Here is a 23,925-nt window from a genome sequence, read left to right on the forward strand (position 1 = left end):
GTGATAAGAGCATCATCCTGCTTACCGAAGCAAGCGTGGAAACGCGGAATTCCGTTCAGTCTTCGATGTTCAGGAACGTGCGCACCGCGCTCACGCGTGGGCGAAGTCGTAGGCCAGCACATCGGCGATACGCGGCGTGCGGCTCATCGCCATCAACAATCGATCGACACCCACCGCCACGCCAGCGCAGGCAGGCATCGACGGCAACGCCGACAGCAGCGCCTCATCCACGGACGGTTGCACCTGGCCCCGCTCATGGCGGCGCTGCAGGTCACGCTGGAATCGCGCACGCTGTTCGTGCGCGTCATTCAGTTCGTGATAGCCGTTGGCCAGTTCCACGGCCCCCAGATAAAGCTCGAAACGCTCGGCCAGCGGCGGCGTGCCGGCTCGAATGCGCGCCAGTGCGGCCTGGCTGGCAGGCCAATCATGGACCACGGTCATCACCGCGTCATCGAAATGCGGCTGGATATGATGGGTCATCAGCAGATCCAACCAGTCATCGCGGGTCAGCCCAACCGGGTCGATATGTACCTCGCCCAGCGCGCCACGCAACGCGGCCTCATCGGCATCGAACGGATCCACACCCACGTACTGCTGGAACAGCTCGCGGTAACTGAGCACACGCAGCGTCGCACTGCGCCCGACCAGGGCCAGCGCCTGGCCAACCAGCTCGGCGGTTTCCTGCACCAAGCGATGGTGGTCCCAACCGACCCGGTACCACTCCAGCATGGTGAATTCCGGATTGTGGCGGCCGCCCGCCTCGCCGTTGCGGAACACCCGGCCCAGTTCGTAACAGTCACCCACGCCCGCCGCCAGCAGGCGCTTGAGCGGATACTCCGGCGAGGTGCGCAGCCAGCGGCGGCGGCCACCGGCATCGACATGGCCGGTGAAATCGGTATGGAAGCTGTCGATGTTGGGCTCGGTGTTGCCGGCCACCGACAGGATCGGCGTCTCCACCTCCAGCACATCTCGATCGGCGAAGAAGCGGCGCACCAGCGCGTTGAGCGCGGCACGCTGCTGCAGCGCGCGCAGCAGGGCCTCGCTCACAGGATGCCCTCCGGGCGCGGATGATCCAGCGGCAGGGTCAGCAGATCGCGGGTGTCATCGATGTAGCCACTGGCCAGGTACAGGCGCCGGGCCAGTTCGTTGTGGTGGTTCACTTCCAGCCGCAGGCGGCTGACGCCACGCCCGCGAGCGCGCTGTTCGCAGATGGCCAGCGCCTGCTTGCCGCGGCCGCGGCCGCGCGCGCGGTGGCTCAGATACAGCTCGTCCAGCAGCATGAAGTGGCCGCCCTGCTCCAGGCTGAAACCCATCGCGATCACTGCGTAGCCCACCACCTCGGCGGCCTCGTCCAGCCACAGCAGCACCTCGCCATTGCGCGGATCGGCCAGCAGCGCGTCCACGCCGCGACGCACGCGCGCGTCGTCGAAGTCGATCTTGTCTTCGGCATAGAACTCGCGCATCAACGCGATCAACAGTTCTTCGTCGGCACGGGTGGCCAGGCGGAAATCCAGCGGAGCGGTCTGCATCGGCGTTCCTTTGTGTTTCATGCCGGGCGCCAGGCACCCGGCGGGGTCATCATTCGTGTTCGGCGAGGTAGGCCAGCAGGCGGTCTTCGTCCCATACCGGCACGCCCAGCGACTGCGCCTTGTCCAGCTTGGAGCCGGCCTCGGTACCGGCCACCACGAAGCTGGTCTTCTTCGACACGCTGCCGGAGACCTTGGCACCCAGCGCTTCCAGGCGTTCCTTGGCGGCATCGCGGGTGAGCTGGGCCAGGGTGCCGGTGAGCACCACGGTCTGCCCATCCAGCGGGCCGGCCACGATCTCGGCCAGCGCCGGCGCCTTGGCCAGGATCTCCCGCATCGCGTTCTCGGCGGCCAACAGCATCGCACCGTGGCCATCAGCGTCCAGCCATTCGGCCAGACCGCGCGCGGTGTCATCGGGCAGACCGGCGTTGACGAACTGGCCATGCTCGGCGTCGAGCACCGCCTGTGCGCCGGGAAGCGCAGCCACCAGCTTTTCGGCGCGCAGACGGGTGATGCCGGGGATCTCCGACTCGACCAGCAACTGCGCCAGATCCAGCCCTTCGCGCAGCTTGGCACTGGGCGCATGCACGTCGCTGATGCGCACCTGGCCGACCTGCAGCAGGTCATCGATGGCCTGCTGGTTGCCCTGCTGCTCGAAGAAGTGGCCAAGCGAACGCGCCACTTCGCCACCGATGTCCGGCACACGCTTGAACAGCGGCCACGGCAGGTGACGGATCAGCTCCAGGTCACCGAACCACTGCGCCAGCGCCTTGGCGGTACTTTCGCCCACATGCTCGATGCCGAGCGCGAACAGCAGGCGCTCCAGCGTGGCCGCACGACTGGCGTCGATCGCCGCGATCAGGTTGTCGGCCCACTTGGTGGCGATCTTCTTCGTGTTCCATTCGAAGCTGGCCGGCTGCGCCAGCGCCTGCGCGCGCCAGCCCGGATCGTTGCCGTCCAGCTTGAGCACCGCATTGAGCACCGCACCACTGCCCTCGGCGGGAAGGTGCAGCTTCAGCGCCGCTGCCAGCGCCGACGGCTCCTCGGCGTCCAGCACCAGCTTCAGGTGCAGCAGCGTATCGCGGCTGAGCCGGTACAGGTCGGCCACGCTCTTGACGATGCCCGCGTCGACCAGGGTTTCGATGTACTTGTCACCCAGGCCATCGATATCCATCGCGCGACGCGAGGCGAAATGGGCGATGGCTTCCTTGCGCTGCGCCGGGCAGGACAGTTCGCCCGAGCAGCGCCATGCGGCAGCACCTTCCTCGCGCACGATTTCCGAGCCGCACACCGGGCAGCGCGTCGGCATCTGCCACGGCGTGGTGCCCGGCGGGCGGCGATCAAGGATGACGCTGACCACTTCCGGAATCACATCACCGGCGCGGCGCACGATCACGCTGTCACCCACGCGCACATCCAGGCGTGCGATCTGGTCGGCGTTGTGCAACGTGGCGTTGGACACGATCACGCCGGCCACCGCCACCGGTGCCAGCCGCGCGACCGGTGTGGCAGCACCGGTGCGGCCGATCTGGATCTCGATCGCCTCTACCGTAGTGCTCTGTTCCTGCGCGGGGAACTTGTGCGCGATGGCCCAGCGCGGCGCACGCCAAACGAAGCCCATGGCCTGCTGGCCAGCGCGGTCATCCAGCTTGTAGACCACGCCATCGATATCGAACGGCAGGCCATCGCGGCGCTCACCGATATCGCGATAGTAGCCGAGCAGGCCGTCGGTGCCTTCCACCACCTTGCACAACTCGCTGACCGGGAAGCCCCAGGCACCGAGCTGGGCCAGTGTGCCCGAATGGGTGTCCGGCAGCTCGCCGCCCTGCACTTCGCCGGTGCCGTAGGCGAAGAAACTCAGCCTGCGCTGCGCACTGATCTTCGGATCAAGCTGGCGCAGCGAACCGGCCGCCGCGTTGCGCGGATTGGCCAGCACCTTGCCGCCCTGCAGGCGCGCACGTTCGTTGTAGGCCTCGAAGTCGGCGCGGGCCATGTAGACCTCGCCACGCACCTCCAGCACATCCGGCCAGTCCTTGCCGTGCAGCCTCTTGGGAATATCACCGATCTCGCGCAGGTTGGCCGTCACGTCCTCGCCGGTACTGCCATCGCCGCGGGTCGCGCCGAGCACGAAATGCCCGTCTTCGTAGCGCAGGCTGATCGCCAGGCCGTCCATCTTCGGCTCGGCCGAGAAGCGCAGGCTGCGACGGCCCAGGCGCTCATCGATGCGGCGCACGAAGTCGGCCACTTCCTCATCGCTGAAGGCATTGGACAGCGACAGCATCGGCACCGCGTGGCGCACTTCCGGGAAGCGGCCGGAGGGGCGCGCACCGACCTGCTGGGTCGGGCTGTCGGCACGGGCCAGCTCCGGATGCTCGCGCTCCAGCGCTTCCAGCTCGCGCACCATCCGGTCGTAGTCGACGTCGGGGATCTCCGGCGCGTCCAGCTCATGGTAGGCGCGGTTGGCCTGGGCGATCTGCCGGCGAAGGTCTTCGGCGCGTTCGGCGGGGCTGGGGCTCATCGGGATCCGGTGGTTCTGGGATGGCCGGGGATTCTACCGCGCCCGACCGTCAGGCCCTGTAACGCTCCCGCCTTTGTAGCGTCGAGCTTGCTCGACTGGTGCTCCCTCGCTCTGGCAGGTGCCAATCACTCCCCCATCCTGGTACGTGCCAACCACTCCCCAGCTCTGGTACGTGCCAACCACCCTCCCGCTCTGGTAGGTGCCAACCTTGGTTGGCACATCTGCAGTCAAGCATGGTTCGACTCCACAAAAAGCAGCTTGCCGCCCATCCCCACCGGCGCTAGCGTGCGACGGTCGCCCTTCGGAATCCTGCCCGTGACCCTGCCCGCTACCCGTCGACGCTTCCTGCAACTGGCCGGTGCTGGCCTCGCCGTCGCCGGCACCGGGCTGCCGCAGCTCGGCCATGCCCAACCCGCGACAGCCGCCGCCCCAGCCCCTGCCGAAGGCGCCGTACTACTGAACTTCAACGAATGCCCGTACGGCCCCTCGCCCGCCGCCCAGCAGGCGGCGCGCGACAGCATCGCCAGCTGCGGCCGCTACCGCTTCGCTCTGGCGGCACAGGTTCGCGATGCCTTCATCGAACAGGCGCGCATCCCGGCTGATCACGTGCGGCTGTATCCGGGTTCCAGCGAGCCGCTGAACCGCGCCGCCGTGCTATGGACCGGCCCGCAGGCGGGGCTGGTAGTGGCCGACCCGACCTTCGAGACGCTGGGCGAGGTCGCCGCCGCACACGGTGCACACGTGCAGAAAGTGCCGCTGCGCGAGGACGGTGCACACAACCTGCGTGCGATGGTCGCCGCCGCACACGCGCGCCCGACCGGCCTGCTGTATGTGTGCAACCCGAACAACCCGACCGGCTCGATCAGCCCGCCGGATGAGCTCGCCTGGCTGCTGGCCCACAAGCCTGCGTCCACCCGCGTACTGGTCGACGAGGCCTACCTGCAGTACAGCGAGCAGCCCAGCCTGATCGCGCAGGTGGCGCAGCGCGATGACCTGATCGTGCTGCGCACGTTCTCCAAGCTGTACGGCATGGCCGGCCTGCGCCTGGGCGTAGCGGCCGCGCATCCCGACCGCCTGCGCGAACTGGCCAGCCTGGGCGACAACCCGCTACCCGTGCCAGCACTGGCCGCGGCACTGGCCAGCCTGCAGGATCCTCAGTTGATCGCGCAGCGGCGCCTGCAGAATGCCAAGGTGCGGCAGGCCACCGTCGCGTGGCTGGGCAAGCGTGGTTTCAGCTGCGTGCCGTCGGAAGCGAACTGCTTCGTGGTGGATGTGCAGCGCGACGGTGCCGCCTTTGCCAAGGCGATGGCAGACAACGGCGTGATCATCGGCCGCAGCTGGCCGATCTGGCCACAGCGCGTGCGCGTGACCGTCGGCACCGAGGACGAGATGGCCGCGTTCCGCCATGCGTTCGCGAAGGTGGCCGGCGTACCGGCCTGACCCTGTTGGTGGGGGCGAACCTTGGTTCGCCCCATCCACGCATGGCGTGGATCTACTGTTGTGGGTGCCGACCGTTGAGGTTGGTGTGTGCCGACCATTGGTCGGCACACCATGGCGCTTACCAGCGCGGGGTCTTGGTCAGCGGCGGCGCCTGGTGCTGGCGATCATAGGCACGCAGTTCGTCACGGATGTGCGCGATGCGCTGCCGGCCGAGAGCGTTGCGGCTGTCGTCCAGCACCACGCCGTCGAGCAGCTCGGCCATGCGCTGTACGGTGGGCAGCATCTTCTCCCAGGCATCCAGCGCGGTCAGCGGTGCCGGCAGGGTCAGGAAGAAGGCGATGGCCGGGGTCTCCATGGCGCGGATGTTGGCCATGTCGAAGCTGCCCGGCTTCATGATGCTGGCCATCGAGAAGATCGGGCCGCGCTCGGGGTGGCCTTCCACCAGGCGGTGGAACACGTTCATGTGGCCGAACACCAGGCCAGTCTTCTCAGCCGCCACCACGATGTCTTCGCCACGCAGCTGCTCGCCGGCCCGGGCAGCCACGAACAAGGAGACGATCTTGTCGAAATCCTGGGTGGCGCGCTTGCCGAGATCACTGGCGCCCGGGTCGGTTTCGCCCAGACCAAGTTCGGCCTGCTCGCCTTCCGTGCCCATGCCCGGTTCGACGCGGCCATCGGCCAGGGCGACGCCGTCTTCGCCCAGTACCGGTTCGCGGCGCTCGCCGCTGGTCGGTTCCGCGCCTTCCACGCGGCGCCCCTGGGGCTTCTTTTTCGGACGGCCAAACAGGAAGATCGCGGCGATCAACAGCAGGCCGGCGGCCAGGATGCCGATGCGCAACAGTGCCGTGTCGGACATTCGATAGGTTCTCCGGCTAGTTCATTCAGGTAACTAGGATGGCACGTCAGGCCGCGCCCGCCAATCGCGCGGCTTCTTCCAGGTCCACGCTGACCAGGCGGCTGACGCCCGGCTCGCGCATGGTCACGCCCGACAGCTGGTGCGCGGCCTCCATCGTCGCTTTGTTGTGGCTGACGAACAGGAACTGCACCTTTTCGCTCATCTCCTTGACCATGTTGGCCAGGCGGCCGACGTTGGCTTCGTCCAGCGGCGCGTCCACCTCGTCCAGCAGGCAGAACGGCGCGGGGTTGAGCTGGAAGATGGCGAACACCAGCGCCACCGCGGTCATCGCCTTCTCGCCGCCGGACAGCAGCGAGATGCTGGACACGCGCTTGCCCGGCGGGCGCGCCATGATGGTCACGCCGGTGTCGAGCAGGTCTTCACCGGTCAGTTCCAGGTAGGCGTGGCCACCACCGAACAGGCGCGGATACAGCGCCTGCACGCCGGCGTTGACGCGATCGAAGGTGTCCTTGAAGCGGCCGCGGGTCTCGCGGTCGATCTTGCGGATGGCATCTTCCAGGGTTTCCAGCGCCGTGGTCAGGTCGGCGTGCTGCGAATCCAGGTAGTCCGAGCGCTGCGAGGCCTCGCCATACTCGTGAATCGCAGCCAGGTTGACCGGCTCCAGCCGGCGCATGCGGCCATCAATCTGGTGCACGGCCTGCTCCCAGTCGCCCAGGCGGGCATCCTCGGGCAGTGCGTTGAGTACGTCCTGCAGCACGAACCCGGCCTTCTCCACCGCGCCCTGCAGGGTATCCGCACTGAGCACCAGCGCCTGCTGGTCCAGCTTGCGCTGCGAAATACGCTCGCGCTGGGCCAGCGCCTGTTCGTCACGCTGGTGACGGGTCTGCTCGTAATTGCGCAGCTCGGCGTCGATGCCGTCCAGCAGCGTGCGCGCCTCGGTCAGCACGCGATCGGCCCGCACACGCTCTTCCAGTGCGTTCTGGTGCTCGGCCTGCAGCGACTCGACCGGCGAATCACCTTCGTCCAGCTGCGAATGCAGTTCGCCCAGTCGCGAATCCAGCTGCCCGCGCTGGGTGCCCATGCGTTCCAGCGCCTGGCTCAGTGAAGCCAGCTGCGCACGCTGCGATTCCAGGGTCAGGGCCAGCGAATGCGAGCGCTCACGCACCGCACGTGCAGCATCGCGTGCCAGGTCGCGGGCCTCGGTCAGCTGGCGGCGCTCGCCCTCCAGCCCCTGCCGGGTCGATTCAAGGTCACCCATGCTGCTGACCGCGTTTTCCAACCGCGAGCGCGCTTCACGCGCCTGCTCGTTATTGGCTTCCAGCGTTTCCTGCAGCTGCTTCAGTTCGCCTTCGATGCGGTCGATGCGCGTGCGCGCCGCCTCCACCTTGCCCTGCTGCCCCTGCAATTGGCCAGCCAGTTCAGAGACCGCACGATGGGCCTGGTACAGCGCACGCTGTGCGTCTTCGCGGTGCTGCTCGGCGGCCTGCAGTTGCTCACGGAAACCACTCAGCTGTTCTTCCAGCTCGGCTTCGCGATCCTGCAGTTGCTCGATCTGCTCGCGCAGCTCGTTGATCTCACGTTCGCGCAGCAGCGCGCCCTGCTGGGCCGCACCAGAGCGCGATACACGCAGCCAGCCCTGGCCCAGGCGTTCGCCGCTCTGGGTGATGATCGAATCGCCTTCCGGAAGGTTGGCCTGCAGGGCCTTCGCCTCGGACAGGTCCTTGGCACCATGCAGGTGCGCAAGCAGGCGACGGATCGCGGCCGGGCCACGCACGCGGGCCGCCAGCGAAGTCGGTGCAGCCTTGACGTCGGCACCCGCGCTGGCAACCAGCGCAATGTGGCCATCGCCGAGTTCGCCGAGGGCATCAACCAGGCTGCCCGGGTCATCGACCAGCACGCCTTCGATTAACTGGCCAAGCGCGCTTTCCACCGCATTTTCCCAGCCGGCATCGACGTCCAGACGTTCGCCGACACGCGCCGCCGAATCCAGCCCGCGCGCCTTCAGCCACGCCACGGCAGCGCCCTGCTCCTGGCCCAGCGCAGCCTGCTGCAGGGTTTCCAGCGAAGCCAGGCGACCGCGCAGGCCGTTGGCCTGCTTGCGCAGTTCGGCCAGTTCGTTCTGGCCATTGCGCTGCTGTTCCTGCACTTCCGCCACGCCCTGCTTGCGCAGCTCGACGTCTTCGCTCAATTCATCCAGCGCGGTCTTCTGCGTGTCGTGCTGCAGGTGCAGCTGCTCGAAAGCTTCTTCCAGCGCGTCCACGTCCAGCCCGGCGCGCTCAGCGGCCAGGGCCTCGCGACGGCGGTCGGCATCGAGGATCTGCTTGTCCAGGTAGTCCACGCGCGTGCGCTCGACATCTCCGGCGCGCGAGGCCTCCGAACTCTGCGAAGTGTGCTGTTCCCAGCGCTGCTGCCAGCTGGCCAGCCGGTCTTCGGCCTCGCGCAGGCTTTCCTGCTTTATCTCGTTTTCTTCCTGCAGCTCCTCCAGCTGCGGGGTGGCGGCCTCGACCGCTTCGCGCAGCACCATCAGCTTGGCCTCGTCGCCGCTGATGTGCTGGCCCAGTTCGGCCAGTGCCTGGCGGGTCTCGTCGCGCGCCTTGTGCAGGCGCTGCGACAGCTCGCGCTGGTGCTGGATCTGCTGTTCCAGGCGCGCCAGCGTGCTGCCGACCTGGTAGACCGCAGCCTGCGCGGTGTTCAGCGCATCGGCGGCCTCTTCGCGTCGAACGCGCGAGGTCTCGATGCGGGCCTCGGCGTCACGCTGGTCGGCGATCAGCTGCTGCAGCTTCGTCTCTTCCTGCGACAGCCCTTCGCGCAGCTTGGACAGGCGACCGTCCAACCCGCGGAACTCCAGGGCCTTCCACTCGGCATCCTTGACCCGGCGCTCTTCCTGCAGGGCCTGGTACTGCTCGGCCTGCTTGGCCTGGCGCTTGAGGTGCTCGAGCTGCTTACTGATCTCGTCGCGCAGGTCGCCCAGCCGGTCCAGGTTCTCGCGGGTGTGGCGGATGCGGGTCTCGGTCTCCTTGCGGCGCTCCTTGTACTTGGAGATGCCGGCCGCCTCTTCCAGGTACACGCGCAGGTCTTCCGGGCGCGCCTCGATGATCTGGCTGATCATGCCCTGCTCGATGATCGAGTAGCTGCGCGGGCCCAGGCCGGTGCCGAGGAACAGGTCGGTGATGTCGCGGCGACGGCACTTGGTGCCGTTGAGGTAATAGTTGCTGGTGCCGTCGCGGCTGACCGTGCGCTTGACCGAGATTTCGTTGAACGAGGCGTACTCGCCGGAGATCGTGTGGTCCGAATTATCGAAGATCAGCTCGACGGTGGCCTGCGAGACCGGCTTGCGGGCATTGGAACCGGAGAAGATCACGTCGGTCAGCGAGTCGCCGCGCAGGCGGCTGGCCGAGCTCTCGCCCATGACCCAGCGCACGGCGTCGATGATGTTCGACTTGCCGCAGCCATTGGGCCCCACCACGCCGGTCATGTTGGTCGGCAGGTGCAGGGTGGTCGGATCGACGAACGACTTGAAGCCGGACAGCTTGATCGTGGAAAGACGCATGGCGTGATTGGGTTCCAACAGGCGCCTTGGGGGCGTCCGTATTGTGGATGTCAGGTCAGCCAGCACCTCAAGCCATTGATTTCAAAAGAATTCAATGAAGCCAAGGGTGACACAATGGAATGAGTATAACGGCGCGAATGTTCCACGGGCGGGATGACCGGCGCGGAGCGCGCTTGAAATGGGTCCAGATGTCGCTTTGCGCCCCGCGCGACGGATTTCCAGGTCGCCGATCAAATCGCAAGCCATTGATATTAATTGTTTTATTAACCACACCGCCGCCCTGCACATCTGAAGCCGTGCAGGATGGAGGGATGCATCGACCGCTTTCCTTTAGCCCCGCCGACGACGCGACGGCCGCTCCCGTGCTCGGCGGGACCACTTGGCTGGATGCCCGCACCCCTTGGCCAACCAGCATCCATGGACACGCACTGCTTCATCTGGCCAGCTTTCCGGGCGCATTCATTCGAAGCCACGTCGCCGGACTGGATATCGCGCCCGAGCTGATCATTTCGGTCTTTACGCCGTACCTCACCTCGGGCAAGCAGAGATTCGAAGAAGCCATGGACCAAGGCGGTCGCGTGATTGCTCATTGTCCCGGGCATGCACCAAGAGCTTCTCCCTGCGAGCCAATTGGGCCGCTCCGCATTTGCGCTGGGGCGGCGACGGCTGAGGGTGAAGCACCTCATGGAAGTTCAAAGATTGGTGGGCGGCCACACTGGCTACAGGATGACGAATCGGAGGATCTGGCGTTCGTCCTTCAGTTCGACGCATTCGATCTTGATACGGCAGCGCCGACGCATCGAGGAATCCTGATCGGCGGGATGGGCTACTTGTTGCTTGATCGCAACATTCCCTCACCTTCGATGGATTGCGGTCGATTCGTAATCCAGACCACTTGAGAGCTGCCCATGCAGATACAGATCAGCGGCCATTACGGCGATCCTCCGTCAGGCGCTCTTTTTGCCCCACTCCAGAGACAGCTGAACATCTGCTTCGATCGTCATGTGACGGGGAACTATCTTCGATCCATCACCAAATTCGGAGTCGCTCTTCGGGTCTCCGGGGCGATTGTGGCATTCGAACCGAGTGGACCAGACCGCTTGAAGCTGTTCCTAAAAAAGCAGCTATTGACCATGGATATGGTCTACGCCTGCCAGCCCTGGAAAACCATCGACAGAAGCGCCCTCGTGCCCGTTGTATCAGCAGACATGGCGACCTGTATCAGCATGATGATCGAACGGGCGCGTCGCGCCGGAGAACTGCTCCAGCACGAGCAGCTGCGGACAGATGCTGCCAGTGCACTCGCGGAGTTTGAGCGCCACTTCCTGGGTGAGGCCGTCTAGCAGGAAGTGATGCAGGGCGAAGAGCAAGTCGAGCATGGCTCGACTCTACATGTCCCGCGCTCGCCCAAAACAAAACGGGCACCCTTGCGGGCGCCCGTTCTGCGGTGATTCCAGGCCTTGCGGCGTGGGATCAGGCTTCGGCGACGACGACGACCTTGACGGTGGTCTCGACGTCGGCGTGCAGGTGGACCAGCACGTCGTATTCGCCGATGTTGCGGAAGGCGCCTTCGCCCAGGATGACTTCGCTCTTTTCCAGCGGCAGGCCGGCGGCGGTGAAGGCCTCGGCGATGTCGCGCGGGCCAACCGAGCCGTACAGCTTGCCTTCGGTCGAAGCGTTGGCGGCGATGGTCACGCTCGCGCCTTCCAGCTTGGCCTTGCGGCCTTCGGCGTCAGCGTGGATGGCCTGGGCCTTGGCTTCGTATTCGGCGCGCTTGGCTTCGAACTCGGCCTTGTTGCTCTCGGTGGCCGGCACGGCCTTGCCCTGCGGCACGAGGAAGTTACGGCCGTAGCCCGGCTTCACGTCGACCAGGTCGCCCAGGTTGCCGAGGTTGGTGACTTTCTGCAGGAGGATCAGCTGCATGGTATTGCTCCAGATAAGTTATTCGTTAGCGAGGCGATGCCCCGCAACAAAGGCTGTCCGAATAGCTGGCACAGCGGGGGCGGCGCCGGGCCGCCCCGCTGGCATCAGACGTCGTGGTTGTCGGTGTACGGGATCAGGGCCAGGAAGCGAGCGCGCTTGACGGCGGTCGCCAGCTGGCGCTGGTACTTCGACTTGGTACCGGTGACGCGGCTCGGCACGATCTTGCCGTTCTCGGTCAGGTACTGGCGCAGGGTGTTGAGATCCTTGTAGTCGATCTCCTTCACACCTTCAGCAGTGAACTTGCAGAACTTGCGGCGACGGAAGAACTTGGACATGGGAAGGCTCCTTAGGCGGCGGAAGCGGCGTCGTCGCCGGCTTCGTTGTCAGCGGTGTTGTTGGACTCGCCTTCTTCGTCGTCACGACGACGGCGCTCACCGCGCTCCGGCTTGTCACCCTTCTCGTCCTTGCTCTTCATGATCAGCGACTGCTCGGTGTCAGCCTCGTCACGCTTGATGACCAGGTTGCGCAGCACGGCGTCGTTGAAGCGGAAGCTTTCGGTCAGTTCGTTCAGAACGGCCTGGTCGGCTTCGATGTTCATCAGCACGTAGTGGGCCTTCACCAGGTTCTGGATCGGGTACGCCAGCTGGCGGCGGCCCCAGTCTTCCAGACGGTGGATGGTGCCGTTGCCGTTCTCGACCAGCGACTTGTAGCGCTCGATCATGGCCGGGACCTGCTCGCTCTGGTCCGGGTGGACCATGAACACGATTTCGTAATGACGACTCATGTTTTTTCTACCTTTCGGATGTGGCCTTGCGGCCGGACAGCCCCCCGCCGTTGATACCGCGGTGGGGCAAGGATTCCCGCCGGGAGGCAGGAAGCCGCGCATTATGGCGCAGATGGGGGTGCCGGGCAACCGGCGGGTCACAGGGCAACCTGAACCGGGGGCGCAGCCCCCATGCCGACCCAGGCTGGCCGCTACCGGAGCCCCGCACAGCCCAAGAATCCGCCTGGATTCACCCCAGGTCGACGTGAAGGCGATGCTGGCCGCATTCCAGGCACTGGAACAGGCAGCCGACCATCATCCCGTCCCGGCTCAGGTGCGCCAGCACCCAGTCGGCGTCGCGCGGATTGACCTCCGCCACATCGGGCCGGACCTGGTCGAGGATGGGCAGCAGATCGTCTCTGCCGGCGAAACCGAGGAAGGCGCAGGGCCGTTCACAATGGCTCAGCCAGACCGATTGCTGCCAGGACGGGTAGCCCGGCGTGCGCTCGCAGATCTCCAGCAGCAGCTCACGAGCGATGCTCGGCGGCGGGTCGGCCGGGTCTGGCGAGACCCCTTCGATATCACTCCAGCCGGTGAATTCACCCTCGTAGCTGGCCGCCGCCCTGCCGTCGGCGATACACCAAGGGCAAAGGTAATCCGGACGCAGACGGGCGTAGAACGGCCCGCGGTAGCGCAGTGTGCGCGGCTGGCCGCAGCAGTCACAGATTCCGTCGACCTCTTCGAAGGAGAGGGCGTAGGCGTTGGGGTGATAAATGAAAAGCGGTCGTTCCATCCGTGGATCCCTTCCCTGCCGACCAAGGTCGGCATCTACCAGCGCCCGGCCATGCCCGGCGGACGCCAGAACCAGCCCTCAGGCCTTGTCGGCCTCGGTGGTGAAGCTTTCACCGCAGCCACACTCGGCGGTGGCGTTCGGGTTGCTGAACGTGAACGTTTCGCTCAGGCCGTGCTTGCCGAAGTCGATCACGGTGCCGTCCACCAGCGCCAGGCTCTTGGCGTCGACATAGATCTTCACGCCGTCCTGCTCGAACACGGTATCGCCCTCGCGCTCGTCGCGTGCCAGGTCGGTGATGTGGCCCCAACCGGAGCAACCGGTCTTGGTCACGCCGAAACGCAGGCCCAGCGCACCGGGGGTCTGGGCGACAAAGCGCTGCACGCGCTCGAAGGCGATGGGGGTCAGGCTGACGGCCATGGGGCTACTCCAGAGGTACGGGGACATTATAAGGAGCCGTTGCCGCGAAAAATGCCTCGCAAGCAGAACGCTGCAACCGGTAAACTCCCGTGTTCACAGATCGAGTCGATCAGCAGAGGATTCAAGTCATGACGGTGGTCAGCGTTGAACATGCGCTTGCCGGGAAGATCCCGGAAGGCGGCGAAGTCACGGTACGCGGATGGGTGCGCACGGTGCGCGGTTCAGCGAATCTGGCCTTCGTGAATGTGAGCGACGGCTCCTGCTTCGCGCCGATCCAGGTCGTGGCCGGCGACAGCCTGGCCAACTTCGACGAGATCAAGCGCCTGACCAGCGGCTGCTCGGTCATCGCCACCGGCACCCTGGTGAAGTCGCAGGGCAAGGGCCAGTCGTTCGAGATCCAGGCCAGCACGCTGGAAGTGGTCGGCTGGGTCGAAGACCCGCTCACCTACCCGATCCAGCCCAAGCCGATGTCGCCGGAGTTCCTGCGCGAAGTGGCGCACCTGCGCCCGCGCACCAACCTGTTCGGCGCGGTCACCCGCATCCGCAACTGCCTGGCCCAGGCCGTGCACCGTTTCTTCCACGAAAACGGCTTCAACTGGATCAGCACCCCGATCATCACCACCTCCGACGCCGAAGGCGCCGGCCAGATGTTCCGCGTGTCCACCCTGGACATGGTGAACCTGCCGCGCGATGAGAAGGGCGCGATCGATTTCAGCCGCGACTTCTTCGGCAAGGAAACCTTCCTGACCGTGTCCGGCCAGCTGAACGTCGAGGCCTACTGCCTGGCGCTGAGCAAGGTCTACACCTTCGGCCCGACCTTCCGCGCCGAGAACAGCCACACCACCCGCCACCTGGCGGAGTTCTGGATGATCGAGCCGGAAATCGCCTTCGCCGACCTGGCCGAAGACGCACGCCTGGCCGAAGAGTTCCTGAAGTACCTGTTCCGTGCGGTGCTGAACGAGCGCAGCGACGACCTGGCCTTCATCGCCGAGCGCGTGGACAAGAACGCGATCACCAAGCTGGAAGACTTCATCAACGCACCGTTCGAGCGCATCGACTACACCGATGCGGTCAGCCTGCTGCAGAAGTCCGGCAAGAAGTTCGACTTCCCGGTCGAATGGGGCCTGGACCTGCAGACCGAGCACGAGCGCTGGCTGACCGAAGAACACGTCGGCCGCCCGGTGGTGGTGACCAACTATCCGGAGCACATCAAGGCCTTCTACATGCGCCTGAACGACGACGGCAAGACCGTTGCCGCGATGGACGTGCTGGCCCCGGGCATCGGCGAGATCATCGGCGGCAGCCAGCGCGAAGAGCGCCTGGAAGTGCTGGACGCGCGCATGGCCCAGTTCGGCCTGGATCGTGAGCACTACAGCTGGTATCGCGATTTCCGCCGCTATGGTTCGGTGCCGCACGCCGGCTTCGGCCTGGGCTTCGAACGCCTGGTGGTGTACGTCTGCGGGCTGTCCAACATCCGCGATGCGATCCCCTACCCGCGCGCCCCGGGCAGCGCGGACTTCTAAGCCCCACACGACCACGGAGGTACCGCTCCCATGACCCTGTTCTTCGCCCTCTGTTTCGTCGGCGTTGCAGTGGCCGGGTTCAGTGCCTTCGTGATCTTCTGGCCGCTGACCCTGGTGCACGTACGCGATCGCCATCCGGCGCTCGCCGAGCGCTTCGGCAGCGGTGCCTTCCTCAAGCCCGATGCCCTGGCCTGGCTGCTGCGCCGTGACTATCGCCAGCAGCCGGACCGCTCGCTGTCCGGGCTGGCGACGCCGGCCTGGGTATCGCTGCTGACCCTGCTGGCCGGACTGGGCATGGCCGCCCTGCTCTGGCTGGCCTCGCTCTGGTAACACATCCATGAATGACATCACCGCCTCGCGCGACAGCTGGTGGCTGGCCAGCCTCGGCAACACCCTGATCTGGGCGCGCCTGCGCGTGCGCCCGGCCGGCACCGCCGAAGTGCTCGACAGCGATGGCAACACGCTGAGCTATGACAGCGAAGACACCGCGCGTTCGCAGCTGTTCGACGCCGAATTCGTCGAGTACGACGGCCTGGACGAGGAAGACGCGCTGGTGCGCGGCTTCAGCCTGCACGAAGTGCAGCCGCCGCAGGCCGACAGCGATGAGGGCCTGCGCGGCCGCATGATCCAGTCGCTGGGCGGGCGCGCCTGACCCCTGCATGTTCACCCCGCGCGCCTTCGCCGAGACCGACCTGCTCTGGCTGGACCGCCTGCTGGCGCGCGACCCGTTCGTTACCGTGCTCACGCCCGGCAGCGATGGCCTGCCGGAGCTGACCCGGATGCCGGTGCTGTACCGGCGTGACGGCGACCAGATCGAACTGCGCGGCCACTGGGCGCGCGCCAACCCGCAGTCGCGCCACCGCGGCGCGGCCAAGGTACTGATCGATGGTCCGCATGGCTACGTCTCGGCCAGCTGGTATCCGGACAAGGAGCCCGCTGCGCGGGTACCCACCTGGAACTACGCCGCTGCCGAGCTGCGTGGCCAGCTGCAGACCTTCGACGATACCGAGGCGCTGGCCGAACTGGTCGGCGCGATCAGCGACCGCTTCGAAGCGAGTGTCGGCCAGGCCTGGCAGTTCGATGCCACGCGTGCCGAACATGGCCCGGAGCTGCGCGCCATCGTCGGCTTCCGCTTCCAGGTCGAACAGGTGCAGCTGAAGCTCAAGCTGAGCCAGAACCATCCCGATGCGAACCAGCGCGCGGTGATCGCCGAACTGGAACAGTTGGGCACCCCCGCTTCCACCGAGTTGGCGCAGTGGATGCGCTGGCACCGCGAACAGGCCGCCCGCAGCGACTGAACGCCCCAGATTCCCGCGACGACGCAGCCGGACGGCTGCGGCGAGCCCCCACCCGACGCCAGGGACCCATACATGAAAGACATCCACAAACTGCTGCAGAACAACCGCGACTGGGCCGACCGCATCGAGAAGGAAGACCCCGAGTTCTTCCACCAGCTGGCCAAGCAGCAGCACCCCGAATACCTGTGGATCGGCTGTTCCGATTCGCGCGTACCGGCCAACCAGATCATCGGCATGGCCCCGGGCGAAGTGTTCGTGCACCGCAACGTCGCCAACGTGGTCGCCCACACCGACCTGAACTGCCTGAGCGTGGTGCAGTACGCGGTGGACCAGCTGAAGGTGAAGCACATCCTGATCGTCGGCCACTACGGCTGCGGCGGCGTGCATGCCTGCCTGCACAACACCCGCGTCGGCCTGGCCGACAACTGGCTGCGCCACGTTGGCGACGTGATGCAGAAGCACACCGGCATCCTTGATGCGATCGAGACCGACGAGCTCAAGCACGCACGCCTGTGCGAACTGAACGTGATCGAGCAGGTGGCCAACCTGTGCCGCTCGACCATCGTGCAGGACGCCTGGGCCCGCGGCCAGAAGCTGATGGTGCACGGCTGGGTCTACAGCCTGAAGGACGGACGCGTGCGCGAGATGGGCATCGACGTCGGTTCGCAGGAAGAACTGCAGCCCGCCTATGAAAAGGCCCTGTCCTACGTCCCGCGCAAGGGCAAGCGCGACTGATCCCTTACGGATGACCACCATGCTCGCTTCGCCGATCAACCTGCACGCCTGGATCGAAGAAAACCGCCACCTGCTGAAGCCGCCGGTGGGCAACAAGATGATCGACAACGGCGACTTCATCGTGATGGTAGTGGGCGGGCCGAACTCGCGTACCGACTTCCACTACGACGAAGGCCCGGAGTGGTTCTACCAGCTCGAAGGCGAGATGGTGCTGAAGGTGCAGGAAGACGGCGCGGTGCGCGACATTCCGATCCGCGCCGGCGAGATCTTCCTGCTGCCGGCAAAGGTTCCGCACTCGCCGCGGCGCCCGCCCGGTGGTATCGGTCTGGTGGTCGAGCGCAAGCGCCTGCCGCACGAGATGGACGGCGTGATCTGGCACTGCGAGCGCTGCAACCACAAGCTGCACGAAGAGTATTTCCCGCTGCAGAACATCGAGACCGACCTGCCCAAAGTGTTCGCGCGCTATCACGCCAGCCTGGAACTGCGTACCTGCAGCGAGTGCGGGCACGTGGACCCGCTGCCGGCGCCAGCGGCGGGCTGAGCCATCGAACGGTAGTTCCCCACCTCGGTGGGCGCATGCTCGCCCCCGCTCTGGTAGTTGCCCACCTTGGTGGGCGCTTGCCCCCGCTCTGGTAGTTGCCCACCTTGGTGGGCGCTTGCTTGTACGTGCGCCAACCAAGGTTGGCGGCAACCGGGTCATGCGGCGCTGGTGCAGGGTCGGCTGCTACCGGGCCCTGGCCCAGGCGCTACACTGGCGGTCCCGTTGCAGCCTGTTGCCCGACCATGTCCGACCTGCTCAGCCGCACCCACGCCATTGCCCTGGACGCCGCCGATCCGCTGCGCCCGCTGCGCAATGAATTCCTGATTCCGCGCCATGGCGGCGGCGAGCAGACCTACTTCGTCGGCAACTCGCTGGGCCTGCAGCCGCGTGGCGCGCAGGCGGCCGTGCAGGAAGTGATGAAGCAGTGGGGCGAGCTGGCGGTGGAAGGCCACTTCACCGGCCCGACACAGTGGCTGTCCTACCACCGCCTGGTGAGCGCGCAGCTGGCCCGCGTGGTCGGTGCGCTGCCCAGCGAGGTAGTTGCAATGAACACGCTGAGCGTGAACCTGCACCTGATGATGGTCAGCTTCTACCGGCCCACGGCCGAGCGCCCGGTGATCCTGATGGAAGCCGGCGCATTCCCGACCGATCGCCACGCGGTGGAAGCACAGATCCGCTTCCATGGCTTCGACCCGGCCGAGTGCCTGGTGGAAGTGCAGCCGGACGAGGCCAACGGCACGATTTCACTGACCGCGATCGAGCATGCCATCGCCGAGCACGGTTCACGCCTGGCGCTGGTGCTGTGGCCTGGCGTGCAGTACCGCACCGGCCAGGCCTTCGACCTCGATGCGATCACCCGCGCCGCACGTCTGCAGGGCGCGCGTATCGGCTTCGACCTGGCACACTCGGTCGGCAACCTGCCGCTGCGCCTGCATGACGTGGCCCCTGATTTCGCCGTGTGGTGCCACTACAAGTACCTCAACAGCGGCCCGGGCGCGGTGGCCGGCGCGTTCGTGCATGAGCGCCATCACCGCGACACCAGCCTGCCGCGCTTTGCCGGCTGGTGGGGCCATGAGGAATCCACCCGCTTCCAGATGGCGCCGCAGTTCACCCCGGCCATCGGTGCCGAAGGCTGGCAGCTGAGCAATCCGCCAATCCTCGGCCTGGCGCCGCTGCGCGCCTCGCTGGACCTGTTCGAGCGCGCCGGCATGGAGGCGCTGCGCAGCAAGTCGCTGGCACTGACCGGCATGCTCGAAGCACTGGTGCGTGCACGCCTGTCCGGCGTGCTCGACATCATCACCCCGGCCGAGCCGCAGCGCCGTGGCTGCCAGCTGTCATTGCGTGTGATCGGTGGCCGCGAGCGCGGCCGTGCGCTGTTCGAGCATCTGCGCGGTATCGGTGTGCTCGGCGACTGGCGCGAGCCCGACGTGATCCGCATCTCGCCCACGCCGCTCTACAACCGCTACCTGGACGTGCACCACTTCGTCGAGGAAGTGGAAGCCTGGGCCGGCCTCTAAGCCGGCCCCTCCCCTACTGCTGGACAGTTCGTTGATCGCACACGCTTCCCGCTCGTTGAGCATTATCGGTGCCGGCCTTGCCGGGTCCCTGCTGGCCATCCTGCTGTCACGCCAGGGCTGGCGCATCACCTTGTACGAACGCCGCGGCGATCCACGCGTGGCCGACTACGAGAGCGGCCGCTCGATCAACCTGGCGTTGGCCGAGCGTGGGCGCAACGCACTGCGTCAGGCGGGCGTCGAGGACGAAGTGATGGCGCGCGCGGTGATGATGCGCGGCCGCATGGTGCATCCACGCGACGGCGAGCCGCAGCTGCAGCGCTACGGTCGCGACGACAGCGAAGTGATCTGGTCGATCCACCGCAGTGATCTGAATACCACGCTGCTGGAGCTGGCCGAACAGGCCGGCGCCACCGTGCACTTCCATCGCCGCCTGCACACCGTCGATTTCGATGCGGGTTACGCACGCTTCATCGATGACCGTGACGACAGCCCGCACGACATCCGTTTCGACACCCTGATCGGTGCCGACGGTGCCGGTTCGGCACTGCGTGCGGCGATGAACCGGCGCGCGCCGCTGGGTGAGGACATCGCCTTCCTCGACCACTCCTACAAGGAGCTGGAGATCCCGCCGGCTGCCGATGGCAGCTTCCGCATCGAGCGCAATGCACTGCACATCTGGCCGCGCGGCCACTACATGTGCATCGCCCTGCCCAACCACGAAGGCACCTTCACCGTCACCCTGTTCCTGCCCAACCAGGGCGATCCCAGCTTCGCCACGGTCAACACCGGCGCGCAGGCCGAGGCGCTGTTCGCGCGCGAGTTCGTCGACACCCTGCCGTTGATCCCGAACCTGCGCGCGGACTGGGAGCAGCATCCGCCGGGCCTGCTTGGCACGCTCACTCTGGAACGCTGGCACCAGCAGGGCCGCGCCGTGCTGATCGGCGACGCCGCGCATGCGATGGTGCCGTTCCATGGCCAGGGTATGAACTGCGCGTTCGAGGACTGCGTTGCGCTGGCCCGTCACCTGATGGAGGCCGATGATCTGGAAGGCGCGTTCGCCGCGTTCGAAGCCGAGCGCAAGCCAAATGCGCGCGCAATCCAGCAGATGGCGCTGGAGAACTACCTGGAGATGCGCGACCGCGTGGCCGATCCCGCCTTCCTGCTGCAGCGCGAGCTGGAACAGGAACTGCAGCGGCGCTGGCCGACCCGCTTCGTACCGCACTACACGATGGTCACTTTCCTGCACACGCCGTACGCCGAGGCGCTGCGCCGCACCGAACTGCAGCGCGACATGCTGGTGGCCGCCACCGCCGGTCACGATTCACTGGACAACATCGACTGGACCGCACTGGAAGCACAGATCCACGCGCAGCTGCCGGTCTTGGAGGGGGCGCACTGATGGCTGACAGCTTCCTGTTCTACGACCTGGAAACCTTCGGCCAGGACCCGCGGCGCACGCGCATCTCGCAGTACGCCGCGATCCGTACCGACGCCGATCTCAACGAAATCGACACGCCGGTCAGTTTCTTCGTGCGCCCGGCCGATGACCTGCTGCCCTCGCCGATGGCCACGCTGGTCACCGGCATCACCCCGCAGCAGGCACTGGCCGAGGGCATCAGCGAGGCCGAGGCCTTCGATCGCATCAACGAGCAGCTGTCGCGCCCCGGCACCTGTGCGCTGGGCTACAACACGCTGCGCTTCGACGATGAGTTCGTCCGCTACGGCCTGTTCCGCAACTTCCACGACCCGTACGAACGCGAGTGGCGCAACGGCAATTCGCGCTGGGACCTGCTGGACATGCTGCGGCTGATGCGCGCGATGCGCCCGGACGGCATCCAGTGGCCGCTGCGCGAGGATGGCGCCACCTCGTTCAAGCTCGAGCACCTGGCCGAGGCCAACAACGTGCGCGAAGGCGATGCGCACGAAGCGCTGTCCGACGTACGCGCCACCATCGGCATGGCACGCCTGTTCAAGCAGTCGCAGCCACGGCTGTGGGAGTACGCGCTGAAGCTGCGCGACAAACGCTTCGTCGGCAGCCTGCTGGACGTGGCCGCGATGAAGCCGGTACTGCACATTTCCATGCGCTACCCGGCCAGTCGCCTGTGCGCGGCCCCGGTGCTGCCGCTGGCCGCGCACCCGACCATCAACAACCGGGTGATCGTGTTCGACCTGGAAGGCGAGATCGACGATCTGCTGGAACTGCCGGCCGAGGTGATCGCACAGCGCCTGTACATGCGCGCCAGCGAGCTGCCCGAAGGCGTGGCGCGGGTGCCGCTGAAGGAAGTGCACCTGAACAAGGTGCCCGCGCTGATCGCCTGGAACCACCTGCGCGCCGATGACCACGCGCGCCTCGGCCTGGACGTGGCCGCGATCGAGGCCAAGGTGGAACGCCTGCGCGCGTTCGCCCCGCAGCTGGCCGAGAAGGCCCGGCAGGTCTACAACCAGCCCCGCACCGCCACCGTGGCCGATGTCGATGCCTCGCTCTACGACGGCTTCCTCGGCAATGGCGACAAGCCGCTGCTTGCGCTGGCACGCACCACCGCGCCGGAGCAGCTGGCCGCGCTGGAAGGCCGCTTCCGCGACCCGCGCCTGCCGGAGCTGCTGTTCCGTTACCGCGCGCGCAATCATCCCGACAGCCTCGCACCGGCTGAACGCCAGCGCTGGCAGGATTACCGCCGCCAGCGCCTTCTCGGCGACGGCGGGCTGGGCGAACTCAACCTGCCCCAGTACCAGCAGCAGCTCGATGCACTGGCCGCCGAAGCGCCCGACGACGCGCGGCGCCAGGCCCTGCTGCAATCGCTGCGCGACTGGGGCCAGCACCTCCAGGAGACGCTGTGAGCACCTACTTCTCGGACGCCAGTTTCAAGTTCCTGCGCAGCCTGGCGCGGCACAACGACAAGGCCTGGTTCAACGACCACCGCCAGCAGTATGAAGACCACGTACGGCAGCCGTTCCTGCGCCTGCTGGGCGACCTGCAGCCAGCCCTGGCCGAGGTCAGCGACCATTTCCGCGCCGATACCCGCGGCGTCGGCGGCTCGCTGTTCCGCATCCATCGCGACGCGCGCTTCTCCAACGACAAGTCACCGTACAAGACCTGGCAGGGCGCGCGCCTGTTCCATGAGCGCCGCCGCGAAGTGGCCGCGCCTTCGTTCTACGTGCACCTGCAGCCCGGCGAGAGCTTCGTCGGTGCCGGCCTGTGGCATCCGGAGCCTGAAACCCAGCGTCGCGTGCGCCATTTCATCCTCGACAACCCGGGCAGCTGGAAGGCCGCCGCGCATGCGCCGGCCCTGCGCAAGCGCTTCGATTTCGAGGAGAGCGAAAAGCTGGTGCGGCCCCCCCGCGGTTTCCCGGCCGACTTCGAGTTCATCGACGACCTCAAGCATCGCAACTGGGTGATGTGGCGCTCGCTGGACGACGCCACCATGACTGGCCCGCGCCTGCTGTCCACGCTGGGCAAGGACCTGGCCGCGCTCGGCCCGTTCGTCGACTACCTGTGCGCCGCGCTGGACCTGGAGTTCTGATGTCGCAGGATCTTCCGCTGGCCCGCCAGCGGCGCGTGCTCGGCCGCACCGGCCTGGCCGTTTCACCGATCGGCCTGGGCTGCTCCGGCTTCTGGGGGCATCGCCGCTTCCCTGAACAGTCGGCCGCGCACGTGGTCGAGCATGCACTGGCACAGGGCGTGAACCTGTTGGACACCGGCCACAACTATTCCGGTTTCCACGCCGAGCCGCGACTGGGCCGCATCCTGCGCCCGTTGCTGAAGCGATACCCGCGCGAGTCGCTGGTGATTTCCAGCAAGGGCGGCACACTGACCGGCCAGGCCGGCGTCAGCGGCGCCGAGCAACGCAATTTCTCGCCGGCAGCCATCACTGCCAGCTGCGAGGCCTCGCTGCGCAACCTCGGCCTGGATTACCTGGATATCTACCAGCTGCACGGTGCCAGCCAGCACGACATCAACGATGACCTGCTGGCCGCGCTGCAACGCCTGCGCGAACGCGGGCTGATCCGGCACACCGGCATCAATACGCACACGGCATCGACCCTGCGCTGGATGATCGACCATCCCACGCTGTTCGACGTGGTGCTTCTGGACTACAACGCCCTGCAGCAGGACCGTGAACCCCTCATCGACCAGTTGCACGCAGTGGGCATCGGCGTACTGGCCGGCACAGTGCTGGCGCAGGGCCATCTGCTGCCACCACGCCCGCGCCTGCCACGACCGGCGGATGCCTGGTACCTGGCCAGGGCTTGGCTAAAACCGAGCAGCCGCACACTGATGCACAGCGCACGCAACATGCGGAAGACGCTGGCCGCCATCCGCAGCCAGCGCCCCGCCCAGACCGCCTTTGCCTACGCCCTGGGCCATCCCGGCGTGGCCAGTGGCATCCTGGGTACCACCCGCACCGCCAGCCTGGAAGAAGTACTGGCAACGCGGCTTGAGGCACTGACCGCAGCCGAACGCCAGCAGCTGGTGGACGCCTTCGGTGATGGCCGCGGATCTCCCAGTCATTGAGTCTTCACCCCA

Annotated in this window: 24 protein-coding genes; 14 read left to right on the forward strand and 10 right to left on the reverse strand. The window is 66.6% G+C overall.

Features of this window, described 5'->3' with window-relative positions:
- Window positions 1-90: 90 nt before the first annotated feature.
- From epmA to ligA, 3 genes are read right to left on the reverse strand one after another with little or no spacing between them, the layout of a single operon-like run.
- Window positions 91-1,047 carry an EF-P lysine aminoacylase EpmA gene (epmA, locus tag ACX9OT_RS09190; RefSeq protein WP_459001782.1) on the reverse strand — a complete coding sequence of 319 codons (957 nt, stop codon included), beginning with the start codon at window positions 1,045-1,047 and terminating at the stop codon, window positions 91-93.
- Complete coding sequence (locus tag ACX9OT_RS09195; protein WP_032127684.1) at window positions 1,044-1,529, reverse strand: GNAT family N-acetyltransferase; 486 nt, start codon at window positions 1,527-1,529, stop codon at window positions 1,044-1,046. Before ACX9OT_RS09195 ends, epmA begins: the two co-directional genes overlap by 4 nt.
- A 49-nt stretch (window positions 1,530-1,578) precedes the next feature.
- Entirely contained in the window at window positions 1,579-4,050 is a 2,472-nt protein-coding gene (gene ligA / locus ACX9OT_RS09200; protein WP_459001817.1) for an NAD-dependent DNA ligase LigA, read from the reverse strand.
- Between the two features lie 309 nt (window positions 4,051-4,359).
- Between ligA and ACX9OT_RS09205 the strand changes: the two genes are divergently transcribed.
- On the forward strand, window positions 4,360-5,484 hold the full coding sequence (locus ACX9OT_RS09205) for a pyridoxal phosphate-dependent aminotransferase (protein WP_459001784.1): 1,125 nt from the start codon (window positions 4,360-4,362) through the stop codon (window positions 5,482-5,484).
- A gap of 118 nt (window positions 5,485-5,602) precedes the next feature.
- On the opposite strand, the gene zipA is transcribed toward ACX9OT_RS09205, so the two are convergent.
- Together zipA and smc are read right to left on the reverse strand one after the other, a co-directional pair.
- Complete coding sequence (gene zipA, locus ACX9OT_RS09210) at window positions 5,603-6,340, reverse strand: cell division protein ZipA (protein ID WP_071227468.1); 738 nt, start codon at window positions 6,338-6,340, stop codon at window positions 5,603-5,605.
- Window positions 6,341-6,386: 46 nt separating this feature from the next.
- The gene (gene smc / locus ACX9OT_RS09215; RefSeq protein ID WP_180845298.1) at window positions 6,387-9,890 is read right to left on the reverse strand and encodes a chromosome segregation protein SMC; all 3,504 of its coding nucleotides are present in this window, start codon (window positions 9,888-9,890) and stop codon (window positions 6,387-6,389) included.
- Window positions 9,891-10,201: 311 nt separating this feature from the next.
- Here smc and ACX9OT_RS09220 point away from each other — a divergent pair, with 311 nt between their 5' ends.
- Both ACX9OT_RS09220 and ACX9OT_RS09225 read left to right on the forward strand, forming a co-directional pair.
- A complete protein-coding gene (locus ACX9OT_RS09220) occupies window positions 10,202-10,789 on the forward strand; it encodes a DUF1963 domain-containing protein (protein WP_180845299.1) in 588 nt (195 codons plus the stop codon).
- Between the two features lie 9 nt (window positions 10,790-10,798).
- The gene (locus tag ACX9OT_RS09225; protein WP_459001786.1) at window positions 10,799-11,233 is read left to right on the forward strand and encodes a hypothetical protein; all 435 of its coding nucleotides are present in this window, start codon (window positions 10,799-10,801) and stop codon (window positions 11,231-11,233) included.
- A 130-nt stretch (window positions 11,234-11,363) separates the two neighbouring features.
- On the opposite strand, the gene rplI is transcribed toward ACX9OT_RS09225, so the two are convergent.
- From rplI to ACX9OT_RS09250, 5 genes are all read right to left on the reverse strand, one after another.
- Window positions 11,364-11,813 carry a 50S ribosomal protein L9 gene (rplI, locus tag ACX9OT_RS09230; protein WP_005410227.1) on the reverse strand — a complete coding sequence of 150 codons (450 nt, stop codon included), beginning with the start codon at window positions 11,811-11,813 and terminating at the stop codon, window positions 11,364-11,366.
- A 104-nt stretch (window positions 11,814-11,917) separates the two neighbouring features.
- Window positions 11,918-12,148 (reverse strand): 30S ribosomal protein S18, encoded by a 231-nt coding sequence (rpsR, locus tag ACX9OT_RS09235; protein WP_002804494.1) that lies wholly within the window; start codon window positions 12,146-12,148, stop codon window positions 11,918-11,920.
- An 11-nt stretch (window positions 12,149-12,159) separates the two neighbouring features.
- The gene (rpsF, locus tag ACX9OT_RS09240; protein ID WP_005410228.1) at window positions 12,160-12,597 is read right to left on the reverse strand and encodes a 30S ribosomal protein S6; all 438 of its coding nucleotides are present in this window, start codon (window positions 12,595-12,597) and stop codon (window positions 12,160-12,162) included.
- A gap of 229 nt (window positions 12,598-12,826) precedes the next feature.
- Entirely contained in the window at window positions 12,827-13,369 is a 543-nt protein-coding gene (locus tag ACX9OT_RS09245; RefSeq protein WP_180845375.1) for a CbrC family protein, read from the reverse strand.
- 78 nt (window positions 13,370-13,447) lie between these two features.
- Complete coding sequence (locus tag ACX9OT_RS09250; protein WP_459001789.1) at window positions 13,448-13,786, reverse strand: HesB/IscA family protein; 339 nt, start codon at window positions 13,784-13,786, stop codon at window positions 13,448-13,450.
- Between the two features lie 128 nt (window positions 13,787-13,914).
- Between ACX9OT_RS09250 and asnS the strand changes: the two genes are divergently transcribed.
- From asnS to ACX9OT_RS09305, 11 genes are all read left to right on the forward strand, one after another.
- On the forward strand, window positions 13,915-15,309 hold the full coding sequence (asnS, locus tag ACX9OT_RS09255; RefSeq protein WP_197573221.1) for an asparagine--tRNA ligase: 1,395 nt from the start codon (window positions 13,915-13,917) through the stop codon (window positions 15,307-15,309).
- A gap of 30 nt (window positions 15,310-15,339) precedes the next feature.
- Window positions 15,340-15,639 carry a hypothetical protein gene (locus tag ACX9OT_RS09260; RefSeq protein WP_005417403.1) on the forward strand — a complete coding sequence of 100 codons (300 nt, stop codon included), beginning with the start codon at window positions 15,340-15,342 and terminating at the stop codon, window positions 15,637-15,639.
- A 7-nt stretch (window positions 15,640-15,646) separates the two neighbouring features.
- Window positions 15,647-15,961 carry a hypothetical protein gene (locus ACX9OT_RS09265; protein WP_006453002.1) on the forward strand — a complete coding sequence of 105 codons (315 nt, stop codon included), beginning with the start codon at window positions 15,647-15,649 and terminating at the stop codon, window positions 15,959-15,961.
- Between the two features lie 7 nt (window positions 15,962-15,968).
- Entirely contained in the window at window positions 15,969-16,607 is a 639-nt protein-coding gene (locus tag ACX9OT_RS09270; protein WP_049400205.1) for an FMN-binding negative transcriptional regulator, read from the forward strand.
- Window positions 16,608-16,679: 72 nt separating this feature from the next.
- Window positions 16,680-17,342 (forward strand): carbonate dehydratase, encoded by a 663-nt coding sequence (can, locus tag ACX9OT_RS09275; RefSeq protein WP_014037740.1) that lies wholly within the window; start codon window positions 16,680-16,682, stop codon window positions 17,340-17,342.
- 19 nt (window positions 17,343-17,361) lie between these two features.
- Entirely contained in the window at window positions 17,362-17,883 is a 522-nt protein-coding gene (locus tag ACX9OT_RS09280; RefSeq protein WP_049422134.1) for a 3-hydroxyanthranilate 3,4-dioxygenase, read from the forward strand.
- Between the two features lie 242 nt (window positions 17,884-18,125).
- Entirely contained in the window at window positions 18,126-19,400 is a 1,275-nt protein-coding gene (gene kynU / locus ACX9OT_RS09285; protein ID WP_032127677.1) for a kynureninase, read from the forward strand.
- Between the two features lie 31 nt (window positions 19,401-19,431).
- Window positions 19,432-20,799, forward strand: a complete 1,368-nt coding sequence (locus ACX9OT_RS09290) for an FAD-dependent oxidoreductase (protein WP_132810461.1) — start codon at window positions 19,432-19,434, stop codon at window positions 20,797-20,799.
- Window positions 20,799-22,238, forward strand: a complete 1,440-nt coding sequence (gene sbcB / locus ACX9OT_RS09295; protein WP_107433079.1) for an exodeoxyribonuclease I — start codon at window positions 20,799-20,801, stop codon at window positions 22,236-22,238. The genes ACX9OT_RS09290 and sbcB overlap by 1 nt, the downstream gene beginning before the upstream one ends.
- Window positions 22,235-22,921 (forward strand): DUF2461 domain-containing protein, encoded by a 687-nt coding sequence (locus tag ACX9OT_RS09300; protein ID WP_032127674.1) that lies wholly within the window; start codon window positions 22,235-22,237, stop codon window positions 22,919-22,921. The genes sbcB and ACX9OT_RS09300 overlap by 4 nt, the downstream gene beginning before the upstream one ends.
- Window positions 22,921-23,913, forward strand: coding sequence for an aldo/keto reductase (locus tag ACX9OT_RS09305; RefSeq protein ID WP_107433077.1), 993 nt, complete (start codon window positions 22,921-22,923; stop codon window positions 23,911-23,913). The genes ACX9OT_RS09300 and ACX9OT_RS09305 overlap by 1 nt, the downstream gene beginning before the upstream one ends.
- Window positions 23,914-23,925 lie beyond the last annotated feature (12 nt).

This window comes from Stenotrophomonas genospecies 3 (assembly GCF_054473855.1).